The 20,610-nt window shown below is 43.3% G+C and carries 17 protein-coding genes; 10 read left to right on the top strand and 7 right to left on the bottom strand.

The annotated features are described in order from the left end of the window. The first annotated feature begins 135 nt into the window (after positions 1-135). Both DWX84_RS16015 and DWX84_RS16010 read left to right on the top strand, forming a co-directional pair. On the top strand, positions 136-1,536 hold the full coding sequence (locus DWX84_RS16015) for a sodium:alanine symporter family protein (RefSeq protein WP_057327057.1): 1,401 nt from the start codon (positions 136-138) through the stop codon (positions 1,534-1,536). 20 nt (positions 1,537-1,556) lie between these two features. Further along, a complete protein-coding gene (locus DWX84_RS16010; RefSeq protein ID WP_048926890.1) occupies positions 1,557-2,768 on the top strand; it encodes an acyloxyacyl hydrolase in 1,212 nt (403 codons plus the stop codon). Positions 2,769-2,818: 50 nt separating this feature from the next. Here DWX84_RS16010 and DWX84_RS16005 read toward each other — a convergent pair whose 3' ends face one another. The 6 genes from DWX84_RS16005 to DWX84_RS15985 form a co-directional block, all read right to left on the bottom strand. Beyond that, positions 2,819-3,301: a hypothetical protein gene (locus tag DWX84_RS16005; protein WP_034526594.1), complete on the bottom strand. Its 483-nt coding sequence runs from the start codon at positions 3,299-3,301 to the stop codon at positions 2,819-2,821. A 21-nt stretch (positions 3,302-3,322) separates the two neighbouring features. Further along, positions 3,323-5,527: a peptidase domain-containing ABC transporter gene (locus tag DWX84_RS16000; RefSeq protein WP_008778874.1), complete on the bottom strand. Its 2,205-nt coding sequence runs from the start codon at positions 5,525-5,527 to the stop codon at positions 3,323-3,325. A gap of 12 nt (positions 5,528-5,539) precedes the next feature. Further along, positions 5,540-7,864, bottom strand: coding sequence for an outer membrane beta-barrel family protein (locus tag DWX84_RS15995; protein WP_158556954.1), 2,325 nt, complete (start codon positions 7,862-7,864; stop codon positions 5,540-5,542). A 29-nt stretch (positions 7,865-7,893) separates the two neighbouring features. After that, a complete protein-coding gene (locus DWX84_RS15990) occupies positions 7,894-9,216 on the bottom strand; it encodes a radical SAM/SPASM domain-containing protein (RefSeq protein WP_048926893.1) in 1,323 nt (440 codons plus the stop codon). Between the two features lie 110 nt (positions 9,217-9,326). After that, positions 9,327-9,506, bottom strand: a complete 180-nt coding sequence (locus DWX84_RS21435; protein ID WP_129984287.1) for a hypothetical protein — start codon at positions 9,504-9,506, stop codon at positions 9,327-9,329. A gap of 100 nt (positions 9,507-9,606) precedes the next feature. Then, complete coding sequence (locus tag DWX84_RS15985; protein ID WP_008778879.1) at positions 9,607-9,768, bottom strand: bacteriocin; 162 nt, start codon at positions 9,766-9,768, stop codon at positions 9,607-9,609. 237 nt (positions 9,769-10,005) lie between these two features. Between DWX84_RS15985 and DWX84_RS15980 the strand changes: the two genes are divergently transcribed. The 3 genes from DWX84_RS15980 to DWX84_RS15970 all read left to right on the top strand — a co-directional run bounded on the left by DWX84_RS15980 (position 10,006) and on the right by DWX84_RS15970 (position 13,136). Then, positions 10,006-11,265: a sensor histidine kinase KdpD gene (locus DWX84_RS15980; RefSeq protein ID WP_229040573.1), complete on the top strand. Its 1,260-nt coding sequence runs from the start codon at positions 10,006-10,008 to the stop codon at positions 11,263-11,265. A 20-nt stretch (positions 11,266-11,285) separates the two neighbouring features. Next, complete coding sequence (locus DWX84_RS15975) at positions 11,286-11,972, top strand: response regulator transcription factor (RefSeq protein WP_048926895.1); 687 nt, start codon at positions 11,286-11,288, stop codon at positions 11,970-11,972. 186 nt (positions 11,973-12,158) lie between these two features. Beyond that, complete coding sequence (locus tag DWX84_RS15970; RefSeq protein WP_121961345.1) at positions 12,159-13,136, top strand: ATP-binding protein; 978 nt, start codon at positions 12,159-12,161, stop codon at positions 13,134-13,136. Here the strand turns inward: DWX84_RS15970 and DWX84_RS15965 are convergent. Beyond that, entirely contained in the window at positions 13,133-14,353 is a 1,221-nt protein-coding gene (locus tag DWX84_RS15965; protein ID WP_048926896.1) for a pitrilysin family protein, read from the bottom strand. The two genes, DWX84_RS15970 and DWX84_RS15965, sit on opposite strands and share 4 nt — an antisense overlap. Positions 14,354-14,527: 174 nt before the next feature. Here DWX84_RS15965 and DWX84_RS15960 point away from each other — a divergent pair, with 174 nt between their 5' ends. From DWX84_RS15960 to DWX84_RS15940, 5 genes are all read left to right on the top strand, one after another. Further along, entirely contained in the window at positions 14,528-16,096 is a 1,569-nt protein-coding gene (locus DWX84_RS15960) for an ATP-binding protein (RefSeq protein WP_048926897.1), read from the top strand. A 4-nt stretch (positions 16,097-16,100) separates the two neighbouring features. Continuing rightward, entirely contained in the window at positions 16,101-17,747 is a 1,647-nt protein-coding gene (locus DWX84_RS15955; RefSeq protein WP_048926898.1) for a M20/M25/M40 family metallo-hydrolase, read from the top strand. A gap of 94 nt (positions 17,748-17,841) precedes the next feature. Further along, on the top strand, positions 17,842-18,453 hold the full coding sequence (locus tag DWX84_RS15950; RefSeq protein WP_005860581.1) for an SIS domain-containing protein: 612 nt from the start codon (positions 17,842-17,844) through the stop codon (positions 18,451-18,453). An 18-nt stretch (positions 18,454-18,471) separates the two neighbouring features. After that, the gene (locus tag DWX84_RS15945; RefSeq protein ID WP_005860579.1) at positions 18,472-19,401 is read left to right on the top strand and encodes a carbohydrate kinase; all 930 of its coding nucleotides are present in this window, start codon (positions 18,472-18,474) and stop codon (positions 19,399-19,401) included. A gap of 73 nt (positions 19,402-19,474) precedes the next feature. Next, the gene (locus DWX84_RS15940; protein ID WP_005863891.1) at positions 19,475-20,530 is read left to right on the top strand and encodes a tyrosine-protein phosphatase; all 1,056 of its coding nucleotides are present in this window, start codon (positions 19,475-19,477) and stop codon (positions 20,528-20,530) included. Positions 20,531-20,610: the final 80 nt, after the last annotated feature.

Raw genomic sequence — 20,610 nt, 5'->3', positions numbered from 1 at the left:
CCGCTTATCATTTGTTTCTAACTATAAGACGACAGCCGTTTGGAAAACGTTACAAGAAAATGATAAAAAAATAATATTTCGATGAATTTGCTTCGTAGATACGTATCTTTGTAACCAAACAACAGATTATAAATCATGGAGCTATTGAATAATTGGATCAACGGAGTCAACGATATATTATGGTCATACATCCTTATTATCATGTTATTGGGATGCGCCGTATGGTTTACGATAAAAAGTAGGTTCGTGCAATTCCGCATGATTGGCGAGATGATCCGATTATTAGGCGATTCTGCCGGGAAAGGAGAAAAAGGGGAAAAGCATATCTCCTCTTTCCAAGCCTTCGCCGTATCTTTAGCCAGCCGTGTAGGAACCGGAAACCTAGCCGGTGTAGCGACAGCCGTAGCGATCGGCGGACCCGGATCCGTATTCTGGATGTGGCTGATCGCTTTGCTTGGTTCTTCCAGCGCATTCGTGGAGTCTACGTTAGCTCAATTATATAAAGAAAAAGGGAAAGACTCGTTCATTGGCGGTCCCGCTTACTATATGCTACATGGTTTGGGGTTACGATGGATGGGGGTATTATTTGCCGTATTGATTTCGATAACCTTTGGTTTTGCCTTTAATTCCGTACAAAGCAATACCATCTGCGCAGCTTGGGAAGGCGCTTTTGGCATCAATCATGCTTGGATCGGGGCGATTCTTACGGTACTTACGTTAATCGTCATATTCGGAGGTATTCATCGTATCGCGAGAGTAAGCAGTATTGTCGTACCGGTCATGGCATTAGGATATATAACATTGGCGTTGGGAATCGTACTGTTTAATATTACCCGCCTACCCGCTGTTATAGAAACCATTCTGTCAAACGCTTTTGGTTGGGAACAGGCGATAGGCGGCAGTGTCGGAGCAGCGTTGATGCAAGGGATTAAACGAGGTCTATTCAGTAATGAGGCCGGTATGGGATCGGCACCGAACGTAGCGGCTACGGCGCATGTCTCCCATCCGGTCAAACAAGGATTGATCCAAGCATTAGGCGTATTTACCGACACGCTGATTATCTGTACCTGCACGGCGTTCATCATCTTGTTTAGCGGAGCGCCATTAGACGGCTCCATCAATGGAGTCCAGCTCACGCAACAAGCTTTGAGTAACGAGGTGGGTAGCATCGGTAGTACGTTTGTCGCTTTAGCGATCCTTTTGTTCGCGTTCAGTAGTATTATCGGTAATTACTATTACGGAGAAGCGAATATTCGTTTTATCACGTCCAAGAGAAGTGTCTTATTTATTTATCGTATATTAGTCGGTGGAATGGTCATGTTCGGTGCGTTGGCTAGTTTAGACTTGGCTTGGAGCCTAGCGGACGTGACGATGGGACTTATGACGATCTGCAATTTGATCGCGATCTCATTGTTGAGCCGTCAAACATTCCTCTTATTACAGGATTACGTAGCCCAAAAGAAAGCGGGTATTAAAAGCCCTGTATTCGATAAGAACAAGATACCCGAGTTGAAAGACAAAGCGCAGTGTTGGTGATCAGACAAACGTATTGAAGTATGATAAAAAGCAAGATGATAAGCTTTTACATAGCGGTCATGATGATATGGACCTGTACGGTAAAAGCTCAAGATGATAATAAATCCCTAATCCACAAAATTGGATTCGACGTACGTCCCTCGTATGTCGCCCCGACTAGCAAATTCCTGAAAGATGATGGCTATGGAAACGGGCTTACTTTACGTAAGGCGGCTTCATTCCATTTGAAATACGGGTTCCAACAGAATCCGAACTCTAAGGAGGGCCAGCTCTATCCGCACACTTACCAAGGAATAGGCGTTTCTTATAATACCTTTGGCAATCGGCAGGAAGTAGGTAATCCTTGGGCGGCATATGTTTTCCAAAGCTCCCGCATCGCCAAGATCTCTTCCCGGCTATCCTTCGATTATGAGTGGAATTTCGGAGCCTCATTTGGTTGGCATCCGTATGATGATAACAATAATTACCGCAATAAGATCATCGGTTCTAAGATCAATGCCTATATCAATCTGGGCTTTTTCCTCAATGCGAAACTATCCCGTTATTGCAACCTGCTTGTCGGGGCGGATTTAACGCACTACTCAAACGGAAATACTCATCTTCCGAATGCGGGATTGAATACGATTGGTGGCCGGATCGGACTCGTCTACACGCTCAATCCTATCGAGGAAAGCCATCATGAGATAGGTACCGCACGTTCCTTACCTGAAAATCAGTTGTACCTCTCTAGCTTTTGGCAACGTGTCAGTTACGATGTCATCCTATACGGCGCGACCCGTGCTAAGGGGGTTATGCTTGGCGACGAGGCTCATATCTTTCCCGGTCATTTCGGTATCCTCGGATTCAACCTCAACCCGATGTACAAATTCAACCGGTTCCTAAAAGCAGGTATCTCCCTAGACGGCCAATATGACGAAAGCGCGAATATTTATTCCGACGAGATCATCCAAGTCGGCGAAGAACCCCGATTCTACCGCCCGCCCCTACACGAGCAAATCGGTATCGGCCTCTCCGCCCGTGGCGAGTTCACGATGCCATTCTTCTCGATCAATATAGGAGTCGGACATAATTTATTTTACAACAAAGGCGACCTGAAAGGATTATACCAGATCCTAGCCCTCAAGGTATCGGTTACACGAAATTTATTCCTGCATGTCGGATACCAACTGCACAAGTTCCATAATCCGAATAACTTGATGTTGGGAGTTGGGTATAGGTTCCATAATAAATAAAAGATAATATCCCGCTTGCTAAGATTATAAAGTTCAATCGTTCATAAAATCTAAGAAAACATATCGATCAAACTTCTTTTTGAAAGTAAAATTGAAGCTGTGCCTTTCATCTTTACTTGTAAGTGGTATAGCTCTATATCCTTTTTTTCTATAATAAGCTTCGTAGAGAAGAAGTTGTCTCCCGATACCGTAACAATAGAATCTTCTAACCCTTCTATTTCCGCTTTCAATAATCCATACTCTGATGAGGCGTACCCTTCAAACTCAATATCGGCCGACATACCTTTATGAACTTTCGTGATAAACCGGTAAGGTACAAGTGCCGTCACTTCCACATACCGCTCATCTACCTGTGTAACAAAAACACTCACCGTCACATTCTCCGGATAAGGTATAAAGCATGCTACCAACGCTAAACAGACAAGCACTGTTGTCAACATCCCGATGCCGTCACGCACGATTCCACCTGGAGCCTTACCAATTATCTCCTGTACCTTCTCACTACGCAACTCTATATTATCATACTCTGCCATACGTATATACATTTCTCATTCTCAAGACCCTAATTCCAATTGATTCTCCACTAAATTATAATAAGCACCACGTTTTTCACACAATGATTTGTGATTCCCAACCTCAACGATTTTCCCGTTATCAATCACAATGATCTGATCCGCATTTTTCACGGTACTCAGCCGATGAGCGACAACAACTACGGTCTTACCTCTATAAAAATCATTCAAGTTCCCCACGATAACCCGCTCGTTCTCGGCATCCAACGCATTAGTGGCTTCATCCAAGAAAATATATTCCGGATTTTTATAAACAGCCCTAGCTATCAAGATACGTTGTTTCTGTCCTTGACTAAGCCCAACACCATCCGGACCGATTTGTGTATTGTATTTCAATGGCAGTCTCATAATAAAACTTTTTATATTCGATATGTCTACGGCCCGGAGTAACCGCCCCGCATCAATCTCTCCATCATCCACGGCAATATTTCGTGCGATCGATTCAGAAAAAACAACCCCATCCTGCATAACGACACCGCATTGACGCCGCCACCATTTCAGATTCAACTCACTAATTGGGGTATTCCCGATACAGATCTTCCCTCCTGATACCGGATAATAACCTAATAACAATTTAATCAACGTAGTTTTACCACTGCCACTGGTACCGACAATAGCGGTCACCTTCCCTCCGGGAATCGTAAAACTCACATCATCTATCGTCTTTCGGAGACTGTGCGGATCATACTTAAAATCGACATTCCGAAAAGACAAATCCCGGTTATCATCCGGATAAGTAGCCAAAGAGTCGGAATGGTCCTCCTCATTCATTTGCGCATGGATCTCATTGATACGATCCAAGCTGATCTTCACATCTTGAGACGCATAAATGAAGTTCATCAATTGTTCAACCGGCCTGTTCAACTGCCCAATAATATATTGTACCGCCAGCATCATACCCAAGGTCATCTGTCCCTCCAACACGGAGGTAGCTGCCAAAATCGTTATCAAGATATTCTTCACTTGGGTAATACATACTCCACCGGCCTCTTGTGCCTGTTTCAACTTCAAGCTACGCATTTGCAAATGAAATAATCCAGCCTGTACATCCTCCCACTCCCAACGGCGACGTTGCTCGCAATCCTGCAACTTGATCTCCTGCATAGTGGTGATGAACTGGTAAGTCTTATTATTATTCTCCGCCTGTTTCTCGAATAGTTCATAATCCAGCACCTTACGCTTACGCAAGAAAAATGCGATCCATACGCCGTACAACACGCTCCCCATCACGAAAATCAGAAATATCATCTTATCATATATCAATAGTACGATCCCGAAAACAACAAATGTCAAAAACGAGAACAAAACCGTCAATGACTGAGTTGTGAGAAATTGCTCCACCCGCTTATGATCACCCATCCGTTGTATCAAGTCTCCCATCAACTTTGTATCGAAAAAACCCATCGGGAGCTTTAGTAACTTAATAAAGAAATCCGAGATAAGGGATATATTGATGCGCATGCTGATATGGAGCAAGATCCATCGCTGGATAAAATCCAAGATCGTTTGGCTGAAAATAAGGGTAAGTTGTCCAAGCAAGATTAGCCAGATAAAGCTCAAATCCTTATGTGTGATACCCACATCAACAATCGCTTGTGTCAAGAAGGGAAAGATTAGCTGCAAAACGCAGCCTACAATCAACCCTAAGATAATCTGTCCGAAATAATATTTGAATTGCTTGAAATAACCAAGCAAAAAAGCGAAAGTACGTTTTCCCGCAGCCTGAGTAGATTCTTGTTGATAAAAAGCAGGCGTAGGCTGTATGATCATGGCAACTCCCTTATCCTCTCCTTTCGAGCGGACCGTTATCCAACGATCCACAAAATCCTTCTCCTGATATTGCATCAGACCATTTCCCGGGTCCGCCACGTAGTAAACACTTTTCCTCCCTTTTCTGGATTTGATCTTGTAAAGAACTACAAAATGATTCTGGTTCCAATGTAAGATCACAGGTAACTCAACTTTCGCTAACTGATCGATAGACATTTTTCCGCAAGTTGTTTTCAAGCCTAATTCACCTGCCGCCTCGCTAATGCCCAGTAAGGATACACCGTCCTTACTGGCAAAGCATATCTTAGAGAGAGAATCTATCGAATAATTCTTCCCCAAAAAGGCACAAATCATCCGTAAGCATGCGATACCACACTGCATCGCATCGTGTTGTCGATAGAAAGGGAAACTACGCATAAGAATATTTATTTACAATCTGTTTATAACGTCTTGTCCTGCTCCCGAACCTTTGTATTTATTTCGTCCCATATTAAATTTAAACCGAACTGTTAGCCTGACAGACTCACTATCCAATTTAGCTCTTTGATAGGCAGTATTGATACCACTATACAAATCTATATTCTGTCGGCTTAAATGCCCTACATCAAACCATTGGAGATTAAAGCTCAAACGATCCTGCAAAAATGATTTCCGTAAACTTAAATCAATTTCCCCTGTCTGATTTAATATATAATTTTGTGATGCACCTTTTGTCTGATAAGAGAAATCAGCACGCACCACAAAACCTTTTGGCAAACTAAACGCATTATTGAAGTTAAACATCAACATCGGCTTATTCATAGCTTTGAAACCGTCCATCCAAGGAGTATCGAACCATTGTTTCCTAAGCCCTATATATGCCATTGGCTCCCAAAGACCAATTTTAGGAGATAAAGAGAGGGATGCGTTCAAACAATCCAGCTGTCCTTCGTTACGATAGGTTACGAACACTATTCTTGGATCCTTATCATAAGGATCTGCCACATTCAATATTACATCGTTGAATCGTTGATAATCCAAAGATAGTTGAACCCACTGATAAGATAAATCCAATCTCAAACTATGAATAATCTCCGGCTGTAACTTTGGATTTCCACCTTTATAGGAAAAACGATTTATATATACAATATTATTACTTAAATCCCCATAGTCCGGACGATGGATTTTCTCTGAATAGCTCAACTGGCTTTGAACTCGTCCTATAGGATAAGACAAAGAAACAAAAGGAAACAAGTTATCATAAGTCCGCCTAAGATCTGAATCTCCGGAAAACTTATCTTGGAAAGAATAATTCACATGCTCATATCGAACTCCCGCAGAAACATCCAGATTTCCCCAAGAACGAGTATAATCCAAGAAAGCCGTTTCCGTCTTCTCCTTTGCCACATTACCCGTACTTGGTAATATAGCTTCCTCATTTTTATAATACTCGTTTTTTTTCATGCTTGCAAATTCACCTCCAAATGAGAAATCCCCCCCCCATAAAGGATGGGATAAGATTAGTTTAGCAGCAAATAAATGAACTGAATTATCTGAAAAAGAACAAATTGCACGATCATCAAAATGTAAGCTACTCTCCTCTGCATAATCCTCTGCATAATCTTTATTCCATAATAAATCTGCGTTAAAATCAATATTTAATTTCCCGATCATTCCTGTATAATAAGCATTTAATTGTTGTTTAGGACCTCTACGTTCATTTGTCCGACTGTTATTCTCCCAGTAGTCGTACTGACTCTCATTCGCATATACCTGACTCCTCACAAAAGACACTTTCGAGTTTTTAGGCATAGCATTGATTGAATAGCGGACTCCTGCCGAATGCCTTTCATTAAACTGATTGTTAATCCCAATATTCCCGTCATAAATATGCCGCTTATAATCCGTATCAAACGTATAATTTTGTCGCCACAACGTATCTAAGCATGTAATCTGCTCTAACGTACTTTCTTGATAAAAATTCCGCAATGTATAAGCGAATCCCCCAAATAGGTCTAATCCATTTTTGCTATATTTGAGATTAAATTGCTCCATGAGTCCGGACTTATGCGACTGTTCCACACGGGAACGTACATCCAGCCCCAACCCTTCACCAACCGGACGAGCCGTCCGAATTCGTATAACCGCTTTAACACTTGCATCATATTGGACTCCTGGATTATTCAACACTTCAACCCTAGCAATATTCTCCGATCCAAGCCTTTCCAGTTCTGACAAATCACGAACCAAGCGTCCATTCAAATAAATAGAAGGTGTACCTTTTCCAAACACGGAATAGGCACCATCTTTACCTTGTACACCGGGTATATGATTCAACACATCACTAGCTGTTCCTATTTTACTCAGCAAGGAATTTTGTACATTTGTAATTAACTTCCCATTTTTCAATTCATATACAGGACGATGAGCTATAACCACCGCTTCTCCCAACACCAATGATTGCTCTGGGATCACGATAACGCCTAGGGAACCAATCGTACAATTTCTAAAAACAGTTTGGAAACCAACAGATGATATCTTAAGTAAATAATTATCATCAGACGGAACCGGTATAAGAAAACCTCCATCCTTATCACTTACCCCTCCATCCACAAAAAAAGAATCTGTAGTCATAACAACCACATTCGCATAACTTAATGGGGCATTATTGTTATCTTTCAAAGTACCTGAGATTGCCTGAGCCCCTAAAGTGAACACAGTCATCCACCAACCTGCAAAAAATAGCAAAAACCATCTTTTTTCTTTCCCACCCATTTTCATATTGTATTATCTAATCATTATTATTAAATCTCTAAAGCGTTTCGCTTGCAATAAGAGACAGAGGAAGTAAATTTCTTGCCCTCAAAGACGGGCTTAAGTCTACAATTTTTCAATGCACATTGTTTTTTAAACTGACATTTTGGACAATCATCCAAATCATTCAGTCGAGTTATTCCTCTGAATCTATCCAATTTAGAAGATCTCCAAATATCATCTATACTTTCATGTAACAAATTTCCAATGACATATTCCTCATGATCAAAAGCATAAAAACATGGATATATATCAAGATTTTCATCCATAGCCAAAATACTATTCCCCGCTGAACAAGCGATAATATCACTCTTTTCTTTTTCTACCAAAGAAAGGTCGTCGGACAATTCAAGTCTACGACCATATTTCTTATGGGCTTCATTATACACTCTATATACTTCTTGACTCTCATCCTCACTCAAAAACAAATTTTTATTATCACCAGCTCTTCCTACGGGACGCAAACAATTCAAGAACAAGACCTCTGCTCTCAAGAAATCTAATGTAAAAGAAATCATATCCCGTATTTGATAAAAGTTTCTTTTATTAATAGAGCAAGTTATTCCAAATTTAACACCTGCATCTCTCAATCTCAATAGTTGCCGAGAAATTACATCAAAAGCTCCCTTTCCCCTAGTGAAATCATGAGTCTCACTATCCAATCCATCCAATGAAATCCCTAAATGGATATCACCCAACCGGAGGATTTCAATATCTCTATCCTTTATTAGCATACCATTAGTCAAAACAATTGTCTCAAAATGCCTTTTAGATAATTCAAGAAGAATCTGATCAAAATTAGGTACCGTGAAAGGTTCTCCTCCCGTTATTTTCAAAGTTTTCAAATTAATCCTATCAAATTCACTGAAAATGCGGGAAAATACATCTATACCATATTCTCGTATCCCAAATTTTGGAGAAGCTCCTTCAAAACAATGTTTGCAAGCTAAGTTGCAATGTTTAGTAATAACAAAATCTATTCGTCCTGGACTTATTTCTGTCAATGGTGACAAATTCTTCTTATCTTTATAAAAATCAGGTATACAAAATGATTCCTTTGTCGGAACTAATAAGTCTATGAACTCCGGATTTCTCAGAAAAACCAAAAAATCATCCATATTGATACCCATATTCTCGAATTTTTCTTTCACGTATCCCAAAGAAAGGGACGAATGTCTAAATAAATTTAGAATAAAGAATAGCTTGTATGAGAGTTCATAACGTTTTTGAATAGACTTATTATATAATGAATACTGATCATCAAGCCCTTTTCTTAGTACATAATTTTGATTTATAGTCAATTCATCTTTCATAATTTATTCTATATAAAATTCCATGGATTCAAAGCACGTTCCTCAACCCATGGAATTTAATTAATATTTACATGTATTATTTCCACATACGCCATAAAATGGATTACAAATTACGACTCCTTTTCGTCATCTTTTTTCCCATTACAACAGTTGCCGATGACAGACCCATCACCATCCTTCGCGACCTCAAACTCTGTTTTCAGAATTCTGGCCTTCCCGCCTTTAAGCAATTCTAAAGACTCATTGTCGATTGCTTCAAAAAGCCCTACAGTCATGTGTTTTGTTTCCATGTCTCTTCAAATTAGATTTTCGTCCTACTCATAAGCTTTTCGGAATTCGCTCCTATGTTATACAGATAGGTTCTGTTTCTATTTATAAATTACCGGTAAATCAAAAATCACCTAAATAATTTTGGCTCTTAATCGGATAGCCTATGTCATCAATAACATGATCTTCTATCCATATCCATTCTCCATCCACATTTACCCATTCCCCTCCACGAATCTGAGATAACTCAAATTCTGTAAGTTTTTTAAATTTCAAATTTTCCATATTCTCTGTTCTTTGTTCATAATGTAAAGGAAGAGGTTTTCAAACAAATCATTTATAACGAAAACATAATATTTATATCATTATTTTCAAACTCTTTGGTTATATTTGCGTAATCAAATCAATTATAAGATGAAAAAATTCTATTATATAACACTAATAGCCATGACTGCAATTACCTGTATACAAATAGGTTACACGAATAACCTATATAATAATTATAAGAAAAAAGAAATAATCATGATAAATAATCATTTACTGATCGCTATTGACGAGGAGCTTCATCTACGAAAATTAGTTCCTAAATCAACTGATAAACGTCTTATAACATATAAAAGATTAGAAGACATGACTCCCCAAGAAAGGGATAGCCTATTAAAGATAACCAAACCAGGGGATACGATCAATATAGATCAAGCCAGAACACAGAATATAGGCACAAGTGTTGGAGAAATGATAGGGCAGCTACGTCAAGATATGGCCTTTAGCGAAGGAAATCCTTTAAACTTAGATACCCTTAACCATATCTTCTCTGATTCTATCCCCCCAAATTTAGCCTATCGTATCGTACAATATGATAAGGATACGTTAGCCATCGATTCTGTCGGGTATAGCGGAAAGAAATCGTGGAATTATGTCTCAGAGCTATTTCCAATAGGAACCAAGGGACATGTATTCTTACAGGTTAAAGCGGCCATTCCCTGGTTTGAATTTGTCTGGCATCAATTATGGGATTTGATCACCTCTTTATGTATCATGTTGGTTACTTTCATATGTTTGGCCATCCAATTGATAGAGATTAAACGGCAGAATGAGCTATTACGTAAGCGAAAAGCCACAATAAACGGTACCATCCACGACTTAAAGTCCCCACTAAATAGCGTGGTCACGATGTTAAGCTGGTTCAAGGCCACCGAGAATGATCCGCAAAAGAGAAAAATGATAGAGACCGGGCTTTCCGGCGTAAAGCATCTGGTATATACGATCGAATCGCTGCTGGTAATCGCCCGGAAAGACGAGCACCGGATCGTTCTCAATAAAACGAGGGTGGATGTCCCGAAGCTAGTGGAGAAAAACAAACAGGAATTGGCATTTCTCTATCCGGAGAAATACGAACATATCCATATCATAAATCAATTGCCGGAGGGCTTCACCGTACCGGCCGACAAGATGTACATAGACAACGTCATACGGAACCTGCTGGAGAACGCCTTGAAATACTCGGACGAGGAGGTGGAAGTGACGGTGACAATGGAGACAAAGGAGCAGATACTCGCCGTTTCCGTGAAAGACAATGGCTGGGGAATCGCTCCTCAACACCAGAAAAAGTTGTTCACCCAATTCTACCAAGTTCCTCGCGACGAGGATAAACTCCGAAGAGGATATGGAATCGGCTTGGCGCAAGCCAAATATATTATAGAGGAGCATCAAGGGGAGATAAAGGTAAGCAGCGAGGAAAATAAAGGTAGCCTATTCACCTTTACGGTCCCACTTCAATAAATCAAGAAAAACAATCGATCATGGGAAAAATAAAAGTCTTATTCATCGATGATGATATAGCATTGGGAAATGTCGTTACGGTAGCATTGGATAGTCTTGGCTATGAGACTTATTACCAGACATCCCTTGTAGCCATCCGATCTGTCATTAAAGAATTATGTCCGGATATCCTCATACTGGATGTAGAGATCGGGCAAAAGAATGGTATCGAAGCTACACCCGAATTGAGGCTTATCTTACCGGATATACCCATCCTTTTCGTATCGTCGCATACCGAAAGCTCTTTTGTGACGCAGGCATTGGATGCCGGAGGGATCGCATATCTGAAGAAACCTTTCGAGATTGATGAGTTAGTGGCTTATATCAAGAGACATACAAATACCTCATCGCATGCTTCCTTCCTACAGATAGGACAGCTCACTCTCTATACGCAAGACTATATCCTGATGAAAGGAGAACAAATCGTAAAGAGGCTCACCCTATCCGAGGGTAAATTATTGACACTCCTCGCCAATCATCCGGATGAAACCATCAGCCGACAAGAAATGGAGCAGGAACTCTGGGAGGATGGCTATACGAACGAACAAAGCTTGAATAATTTCATGGCGAAACTCCGCAAGTACCTGTCCGAAGACGATACCCTGGAACTAACCACTATACCCAAGGTAGGCTACAGGCTGGCAACAAAACATAAGCCCGGGATTTGAGCATAAGTTCCATAATCCTCGCTAGCCACTCATCGGATAATCGGGAGAAAACGCATCATACATTTTGTATGATACATTTTGTATGATATTTTCGTTATCTTTGTAAGCAAACAAAAGCGTATAAGACATGGCAACTTCTAAAGTAAATCCATTTCCTACAACAGGTTATATGGGGAGAGAATATTTTTGCGACCGGGAAGAGGAACTTTCATCCTTGAGGAAATTCGTGGAAAACGGAATGATATCTATGCGAGTCAGTCCATAAAGGAATTTACGGAAAGTTTGTCACAAGCCATTTTGCAGCAAATCCCGGAGCAGAAAAGTATTGGGAAACGCTTTCTGGATCTACTGAAAGGTTTCCATCCGATCCTTTCTTACGATGCGCTAACAGGACAACCGGAAATCAGTTTTGAGTTTACCGAACAAAAAGGTGCCGAGAAAACCTTGGCGGCCATTTTCCAGTTTCTGGAAACCCAAGATCGAAGAATATTGATCGCTATCGACGAGTTTCAACAAATAGCCAACTACCCGGAAACCAATACGGAAGCATTATTACGCTCCTATATCCAGCAACTGAAGAATGTACGGTTTATTTTCAGCGGCAGCAACAAGCATATGATGAACGAACTGTTCAACAGTGCCAAACGCCCGTTCTTCTCCAGTACGCAAATGATGCCGCTAGCCGCCATTCCCAATAACTTTTACGCTACTTTCATCAAGAATAAATTTACAGAGTCAAATCGTGAGATTAGTGACGAAGCCATTCATTTTCTTCTCACGTGGACACGCACTCATACTTATTATACCCAAACATTATGTAATCATTTATATGCGTCTTCCTTAAAACGCATCCAAGAAGAAGATGTAAGAAACATTTGTAGCGACCTCTTGTCTTCCCAACAAGCTACCTATATCCAATACAGACGATTGCTAAGCCCGGTACAATGGCAATTGCTGATAGCCATCGCGAAAGAAGAGCGAGTGTTCCAGCCCCAGTCTAAAGCCTTTCTCGCCAAATACAAGATCGGCACACCCGCTAATTCCAAGCGGGCGCTAGAGGCTTTGTTGGACAAAGAGATGATCTTCAAGGAAGAGGATTTGCGAAATAGCTGGTATCAAGTGTATGACGTATTCTTGTCCCGATGGCTGCAACTGACGTTTTAATCATAGATTAAGCAAAACAACCGTTCCGGAGCGAACACCTCATTCGCCACGTCTAGGATTTGCTCGGCGGTCAGTTTCTCGATCTGGGCAAAAACCTCGGGGAGAGTATCGTAACGGTTGTAATGGAGGTAGCTTTTTCCTAAGCCAAGGAAAAGGCCCTCCCGGTTATCGCCCGACACACCCAGTTGACCGATTACCTGCTTCTTGGCGGCGGCTAATTGAGTGGCGGACAGTTTTACGTCACGTAAACGGGCTAATTCCTTATGCACCAAACGCATCGCTTTCTCACGGTTCTTCGGGTCTGTCCCGAAATAGATACTGGCTAGTCCGGTATCGGTATAAGAGGTTATATTGGATTCTACGTTATAGACCAAGCCATGCTTTTCCCGCAAGGAGACATTCAAGCGGTTATTCATGCCCGGACCACCCAAAATATTATTCAACAAAAATAAAGGAATGCGCTTTTTATCGTGCATACTGAAAGCCCGGCCACCGATCAGTACATGGGCTTGATGGGTATCTTTATGGATCTGGCGTACGCAAGCCTCGATGGGGTCCGGAGCTTTCCGGATCCGTTCAGCCATAGGGAAAGAGATATCGCTTAAAGCGGATTCCGCTGATTTCAAGATCTTCTTGAAGTCTTTTCGTCCCATCGAGAAGAACACCATATTCTCCGGGGCGTAGAAACGACGCATGAAAGAACGACCGGACTCGGAGTCAAAGCGAAGAAGAGATTCCTCATCCCCTAAGATATTATGCCCGAGGGCATGACCCTTATAAAGCAAGTTCTCAAACTCGTCGAATATAAGTTCCGAAGGACTATCCTCATACGAATTGATCTCATCCAAGATGACATCTACCTCCTTCTCGATCTCCTGTTTGGGGAATTGGGAATGGAAAACCAGATCGGTCAATAGCTCAAACGCCCGGCCGAAATCCTCCTCCATAAAAATGGAATAAACAAAGGTCTCTTCCTTCGTAGTATAGGCATTCAACTCCCCTCCTACGTTCTCCATACGGTTCAGGATATGCCACGCTTTCCGTTTCTCCGTACCTTTGAAGATCATGTGTTCAACGAAATGCGCCAAGCCAAACTCATCCTCGTTCTCATCCCGTGTACCGGCGTTCACGGCGAAACCGCAGTAAGAGACCGGGGAATTAACCGGGAGATGTACCATGCGAAGTCCATTCGGCAATGTATGAGCGATATAATCCATTTTCCTTCTTGTTTGTATCAGCCCGCAAAGGTACGAAAGACTTTCCGGAAAAACATGTACGTCTTTTTCAAAAAACATGTACGTGTTTCCGGAAAAAGACGTACGTGTTTTTTTCGATCTATTTGCCTCCTTGGAAAAAATACCTACATTTGTGTAAATTAAACAGATAAGGCTATGGGAAATATCGTCCGAAAATTACCGATAGGCATACAGAGTTTTGACAAACTACGTACAGAGAACTATTTGTATGTTGACAAGACCAAGTTCATTTATCAAATGGCATACCAAGGTGTCCCTTATTTCCTAAGCCGCCCCCGGCGATTCGGGAAAAGCTTGCTGCTATCGACATTCAAGGCTTATTTCGAGGGGAAGAAAGAATTGTTCCGGGGATTAGCCATAGAGAAACTAGAGACCGAGTGGAAAGAGCATCCGGTACTTCATTTCAGCCTCAACGCCGAGTTGTACGATAGCCGCAAGGCATTGGAGAATATGCTGGAACGCCAGTTGAGGGAATGGGAAAAAATATATGATACCGGAGGAGAGGGTATCACCTATTCCGGACGGTTCATGACCATCATACGAAGGGCGGCGGAGATAACCGGAAGGAAGGTGGTCGTACTGATCGACGAGTACGATAAGCCATTACTTAGGAACCTGCACAACGAAGAGCTACAGAACGAGTTCCGGGAATTATTGACCGCCTTCTATACGGTCCTCAAAGATGCCGATCCTTGGCTGCGCTTCGTATTCATAACCGGTGTCACCAAGTTCGCGCAAGTCGGTATTTTTAGCAACCTGAATCATTTGAACGACATCAGCCTAGCCCCGCAATACGCGGCCCTTTGTGGCATGACATTGCCCGAGATCGAGGCGACTTTCCAGCCGGAGCTTCATGCCTTGACCGAAGCGAATAAGCTTTCATACGAAGGTACCATCGAGAAAATTACACGCCGGTACGACGGCTACCATTTTGATTTCCGCAGCGGTATCGCCCTTTATAACCCGTTTAGCATATTGAACGTGTTGAGTAAACAGGTCTTTTACGACTATTGGTTTGCTTCCGGTACCCCGACATTCTTGGCGGAGATGTTACGGAAAACGAATTACGATATACGGGAGCTGGACGGGATCGAGGTATCCGAGGTATCCCTTTCGGACGATCGGGCGAACATCAATAACCCGGTTCCCCTGATTTATCAAAGTGGATATTTGACGATTAAAAGTTACGATGAACGTTTCCGGTTATATACGTTAGGATACCCGAATGAGGAAGTTAAATATGGATTTTTGAATTTTGTCGCCTCCATTTATGCGCATTTACCGGAAACCGAGACTCCTTTTTATATCGGGAAGTTCATCCAAGAGCTGGAGAACGGAAACGCCGAGGCTTTCCTCACCCGCCTAAAGGCTTTCTTCGCCGATATCCCTTACGAGTTGAACGACCGGACCGAGCGTCATTACCAAGTGGTCTTCTACATCGTATTCAAGCTACTAGGGCAATTCACCGAGGCCGAGGTACGTTCGGCCCAAGGACGTGCCGATGCCATCGTAAAAACTCCTCGCTACATCTACGTATTCGAGTTCAAGCTGAGAGGTACGGCGGAAGAGGCGATCCGGCAAATCGACGATCGAGGCGATCTGATTCCTTATACGGCCGACGAACGGGAAGTAGTCAAAGTGGGGGTCGCTTTCGACGCAGCCACTCGCAACTTAGGTGAATGGCTGATTGAAAATACATTATAATTCTATGAGAAACATGAAAATAGCAACCTGTTTACTAACGATCACCTCCTTGGTTCTTTCCGCCTGTGGAGGAGGAGACAACGATATAGAGAAGGCGAAAAGCCTTGCGACCACGGAACATCTAAAGCGATACACCGAGGCCATCTCGCATGACTCCTGCCAAGGCCGTAAACCATTCTCGGAAGGGGCCGACCGTGCGGTGAACTATATCGCCCGCCAAATGAAGGAAGTCGGCCTGAAACCCATCAACGGAGATTCTTATCTCCAACAGGTTAATATCATATCCTCACGTACGCAATGCCCGAAGCCGATGGTCTTGAGTACCCCGGAAGGAAAGATCTCATTGGATTGGCTAGAGGGCTATACCGCTTTCTCCGCACGGATCGAGCCGGAGATCGATATAGACAACGCGGAACTGGTATTCGCCGGCTATGGGATCGTAGCCCCCGAGTATGGGAAAAATGATTTCGAGGGAATCGAGAACCCGCGGGATAAAGTAGCGGTCGTTATCGTAAATGACCCGGGACTCGGAAGCGACAACACGGATTATTTTAACGGTGATATCATGACCTATTACGGCCGTTGGATGTATAAATTCGAGGAGGGCGCCCGACAGGGATTAAAAGGAGTCTTGATCATCCATGAAGACCGGGGAGCAGGCTACCCTTGGTCGGTCGTACGAGCTTCCGCCCAATCTAAGATGTATGTGGACAGCGATAGCGATGCTTATCATTGCCCGCTAAACGGCTGGATCCAATTCAATGCCGCCAAGCAATTGCTAGCCGATAATGGCTACGACATTGACCAACTAATCGAGCAATCTAAATCGCCGGACTTCAAGCCCATCTCCTTGAAATCTACGGTAACCGTCTCGATGAGGAACACCTTCGACCGCCAGCAAAGCCCCAACGTAATCGGTTATATTCCCGGTAGCGGGAACACGGATGAGAGTGTTATTTATCTAGGCCATTGGGACCATCTAGGCTATGGAGCACCGATCAACGGCGACAGTATCATCAACGGCGCTACCGATAACGCCGTAGCCATCGCATGGATGCTCGAGATGGCACGTTGTCTCAATGCCTTGAAAGAGAAACCCCGCCGGAATATCGTCTTCCTCTCCCCTACTTGCGAGGAGACCGGATTCCTCGGTACGAAATACTATGTGGAGCACCCGTTGTTCCCGATCGATAAGATAGCCGCCGTAATCAATCTGGATGTCTTCCCGCTATGGGGCGAGAACAACGATGTCACGATCACCGGATACGGCAACTCCGAGCTGGATGATACCCTAGCCGAGCTAGCGAAGAAATACAACCGTTACATCATGCCCGACCCCGACGCTTATAACGGGATGTTCTATCGCTCCGACCATTTCCCTTTCGTACAAAAAGGCATCCCGGCCATGTTCGCCAAAGGTTGGAACGACAACCGCAAACAGGGTAAGGAGTGGGCCAAAGAGCATATCGCACATTATTGGGCGGAAACTTACCACAAACCGACCGACCAGACCCATCCCGACACGGATGATTACAGTGGTCTGTTACAAGAAGTACAATTATTCTTCGACCTCGGTTATAAACTGGCGCAAGATACCGGATACCCGAAATGGAAGCCGAAGTCCGAATTCGCAAACGTCTTAAAAAGATAAATTGTCTGAAATAGATGATGCCAATATCAGTAAATATAAATACTTTCGCGATCGTTATTCAGGCAGGAATGCCGTAAAACAATCAATCAACAATATGGTAAACGAAAATATCACCTCTTTATTGGAGCAGGAAGCGGAAGCGGTTCGCAACATACCCGTTACGCCCGGATATGAGGAAGCGGTATCGCTTATAGTGAAACATGTACACGACCTAGGTGGAAAACTGATCATGAGTGGAATGGGTAAAGCCGGGCAAATCGCCTTGAATATCGCTACCACCTTTAGCTCGACCGGTACACCTGCTTTTTTCTTACATCCCAGCGAGGCACAACACGGAGATCTGGGAATCGTATGCAAGAACGATATCATGTTATTGATCTCCAATTCAGGAAAGACACGTGAACTGGTGGAATTGGTAGATCTCACGAGGGGTTTGGTGCCAGACATGAAATTTATCGTTATCACCAGTAACCCGGATAGTCCTCTAGCCGCCGAGGCGAACGTATGCCTGTTGACCGGCGCTCCCAAGGAAGTTTGCCCGTTAGGCCTTACGCCGACTACCTCCACGACCGTCATGACGGTAATAGGCGATATCCTCGTGGTCGGAACCATGAAGCGTATCCATTTCACCAACAAGGATTACGCCAAGCGCCATCACGGGGGCTACTTAGGCTCCAAGAGCCGTGAGCTAAGCAAGAACGAATAACAAACCAGTATATAGATCATGAGAAAAGTCTTTGGTATAGGAGAAACCATCCTCGATATCATTTTTAGGAACGACCAGCCACAGAAGGCCGTTCCCGGTGGTTCCGTTTTCAACGGATTGATATCATTAGGTCGATTGAATGTCCCCGTATCCTTTATCAGCGAGCTGGGCAACGACCGGGTTGGCGACATGATTCGGGATTTCATGGAAGATAACCACATCACGACCGAGTTCGTAGACCGTTTCCCCGATGGGAAAAGTCCTATATCACTCGCTTTTCTGGACGACGATAAGAACGCTAATTATATCTTCTACAAGGATTACCCGGCGCAACGGCTGGAGGTGCCCCTGCCTAAGATCGAGAAAGACGATATTTTCGTGTTTGGCTCTTATTATTCCCTGAACCCGGTCTTGCGGACTCGTATGGTAGAATTTCTGCAATACGCCCAAGAACGGAAAGCGATCATCTATTACGATCCCAATTTCCGCAAGGCACACGCTCATGAGGCGATCCGCCTCATGCCTACCGTACTGGAAAATCTGGAATTCGCCGACATCGTCCGGGGCTCGGACGAGGACTTCCAGAACCTTTATGGCAAGAGCGACGCGCAGGAGGTTTACAAAGAGCATATTCAGTTTTATTGTGATCGTTTCTTAACAACTCACGGGGCAAACGGAGTCAATCTCCACACCCGTAATTTCACACGACATTTCGATTCCCCGCAAATCCAGCCGCTTAGTACCATCGGCGCCGGCGACAATTTTAACGCGGGTATTATCTACGGACTTCTAAAGTATGACGTACGCCATGCCGACCTTCCCTCTCTGGATCAGGATACTTGGGGAAAAATCATCCGCTGCGGAATGGACCTCGCCTCCGAGGTTTGCCAAAGCTATGATAATTATATATCCAAGGAGTTCGCGGCGAAGTATGTTAGTCAGTCTTAAATATCATTAATGAAGAAGCGGGAAAAACTTGTTTTACTATCTTTGTAAGGAAAGCTTATTATAATAGAAGACAATGTTAGGAAAGATTCTCTCTCTATTCGCCAGTGTGATCCTGTTAGTGGGTTGTTCCTCTAACGCGCCCGACATACGAGCGATTTGCCTACGTGATGACATCGGAAATTACGTGATAAAATGGGAAACCGATCCGGTAATGGAGGGGATTGTCAAGATGACCGTGTCCGACAACCCGGATCTTTTCACCAACGAGTCCCCGATCATTTACGCCAACATCAAGGATGGCGTGGCTACTTACATCACGAACGATAATATATCACGTAAGTATTTCCGCCTTTCTTTTAATGATAAATACGCACGGATCATCGGGGCACGCTCGGCGGTTATGGATAGCGTACAGAATTTCCGGGATCTAGGCGGTTATACCTCTACAAACGGGAAGACGGTGAAATGGGGCAAGGTATTTCGCTCCGGCGAGTTAAGCAGCTTGAGCGAATGGGACTCCATCCGATTGGATAATCTAGGGATCAAGACCATCATCGACCTCCGTACGAACCAAGAAACCCTCACCGCCCCTATCAAATATACGAAAGCAAATATCCTGCAAATCCCTATCTCGGTCGGCAAGATCGCCGATGCCCCCCAACGTGTTATCGAGGGACGAATGCGGAAAGGAGACGCCGGGGTATATATGGAAGACGAGTACCTGCAATTCGTGACAGATAATACCGATCAGTTCGCCAAGGTACTGGAACAGTTCCAGAACGAGGATAATTACCCCATTCTCATCAGTTGTTCCTACGGAAAGGATCGTACCGGGTTTCTCACCGCCATGTTACTCGCCGCCTTGGATATTCCCCGGGATGCCATCATGGAGGACTACTTGACTTCCAATCAATATATCGATACGAGTCATTTAGCTGATATCGTGAAACATCTCTCCACAGACGCCCAAGAAAGCATTACGGTATTCCTTACGGCCAACGAGGGACTCATGGACCTAGCTTTCCATAAAATCAAGAAAGAGTACGGTTCCACCGAGAAATATTTGTCGAAAGGATTACGTCTTACTGATAAGAAACGTGAAAGGCTAAAAGATATATTACTTTATTGATATGAATCCGAATTATTTACGTACCTTTGCGGCCACTGAATATTATCATATATACACAATCGCATTTTGAAAACATTTGA

The sequence above is a fragment of the Parabacteroides sp. AF21-43 genome (genome assembly GCF_003635435.1).
In the GTDB taxonomy this organism is placed as follows: Bacteria; Bacteroidota; Bacteroidia; order Bacteroidales; family Tannerellaceae; genus Parabacteroides; species Parabacteroides distasonis.
The sequence above is the reverse complement of the archived record's forward strand: the minus strand, read 5'-3'. Positions and strand labels throughout refer to the sequence as shown.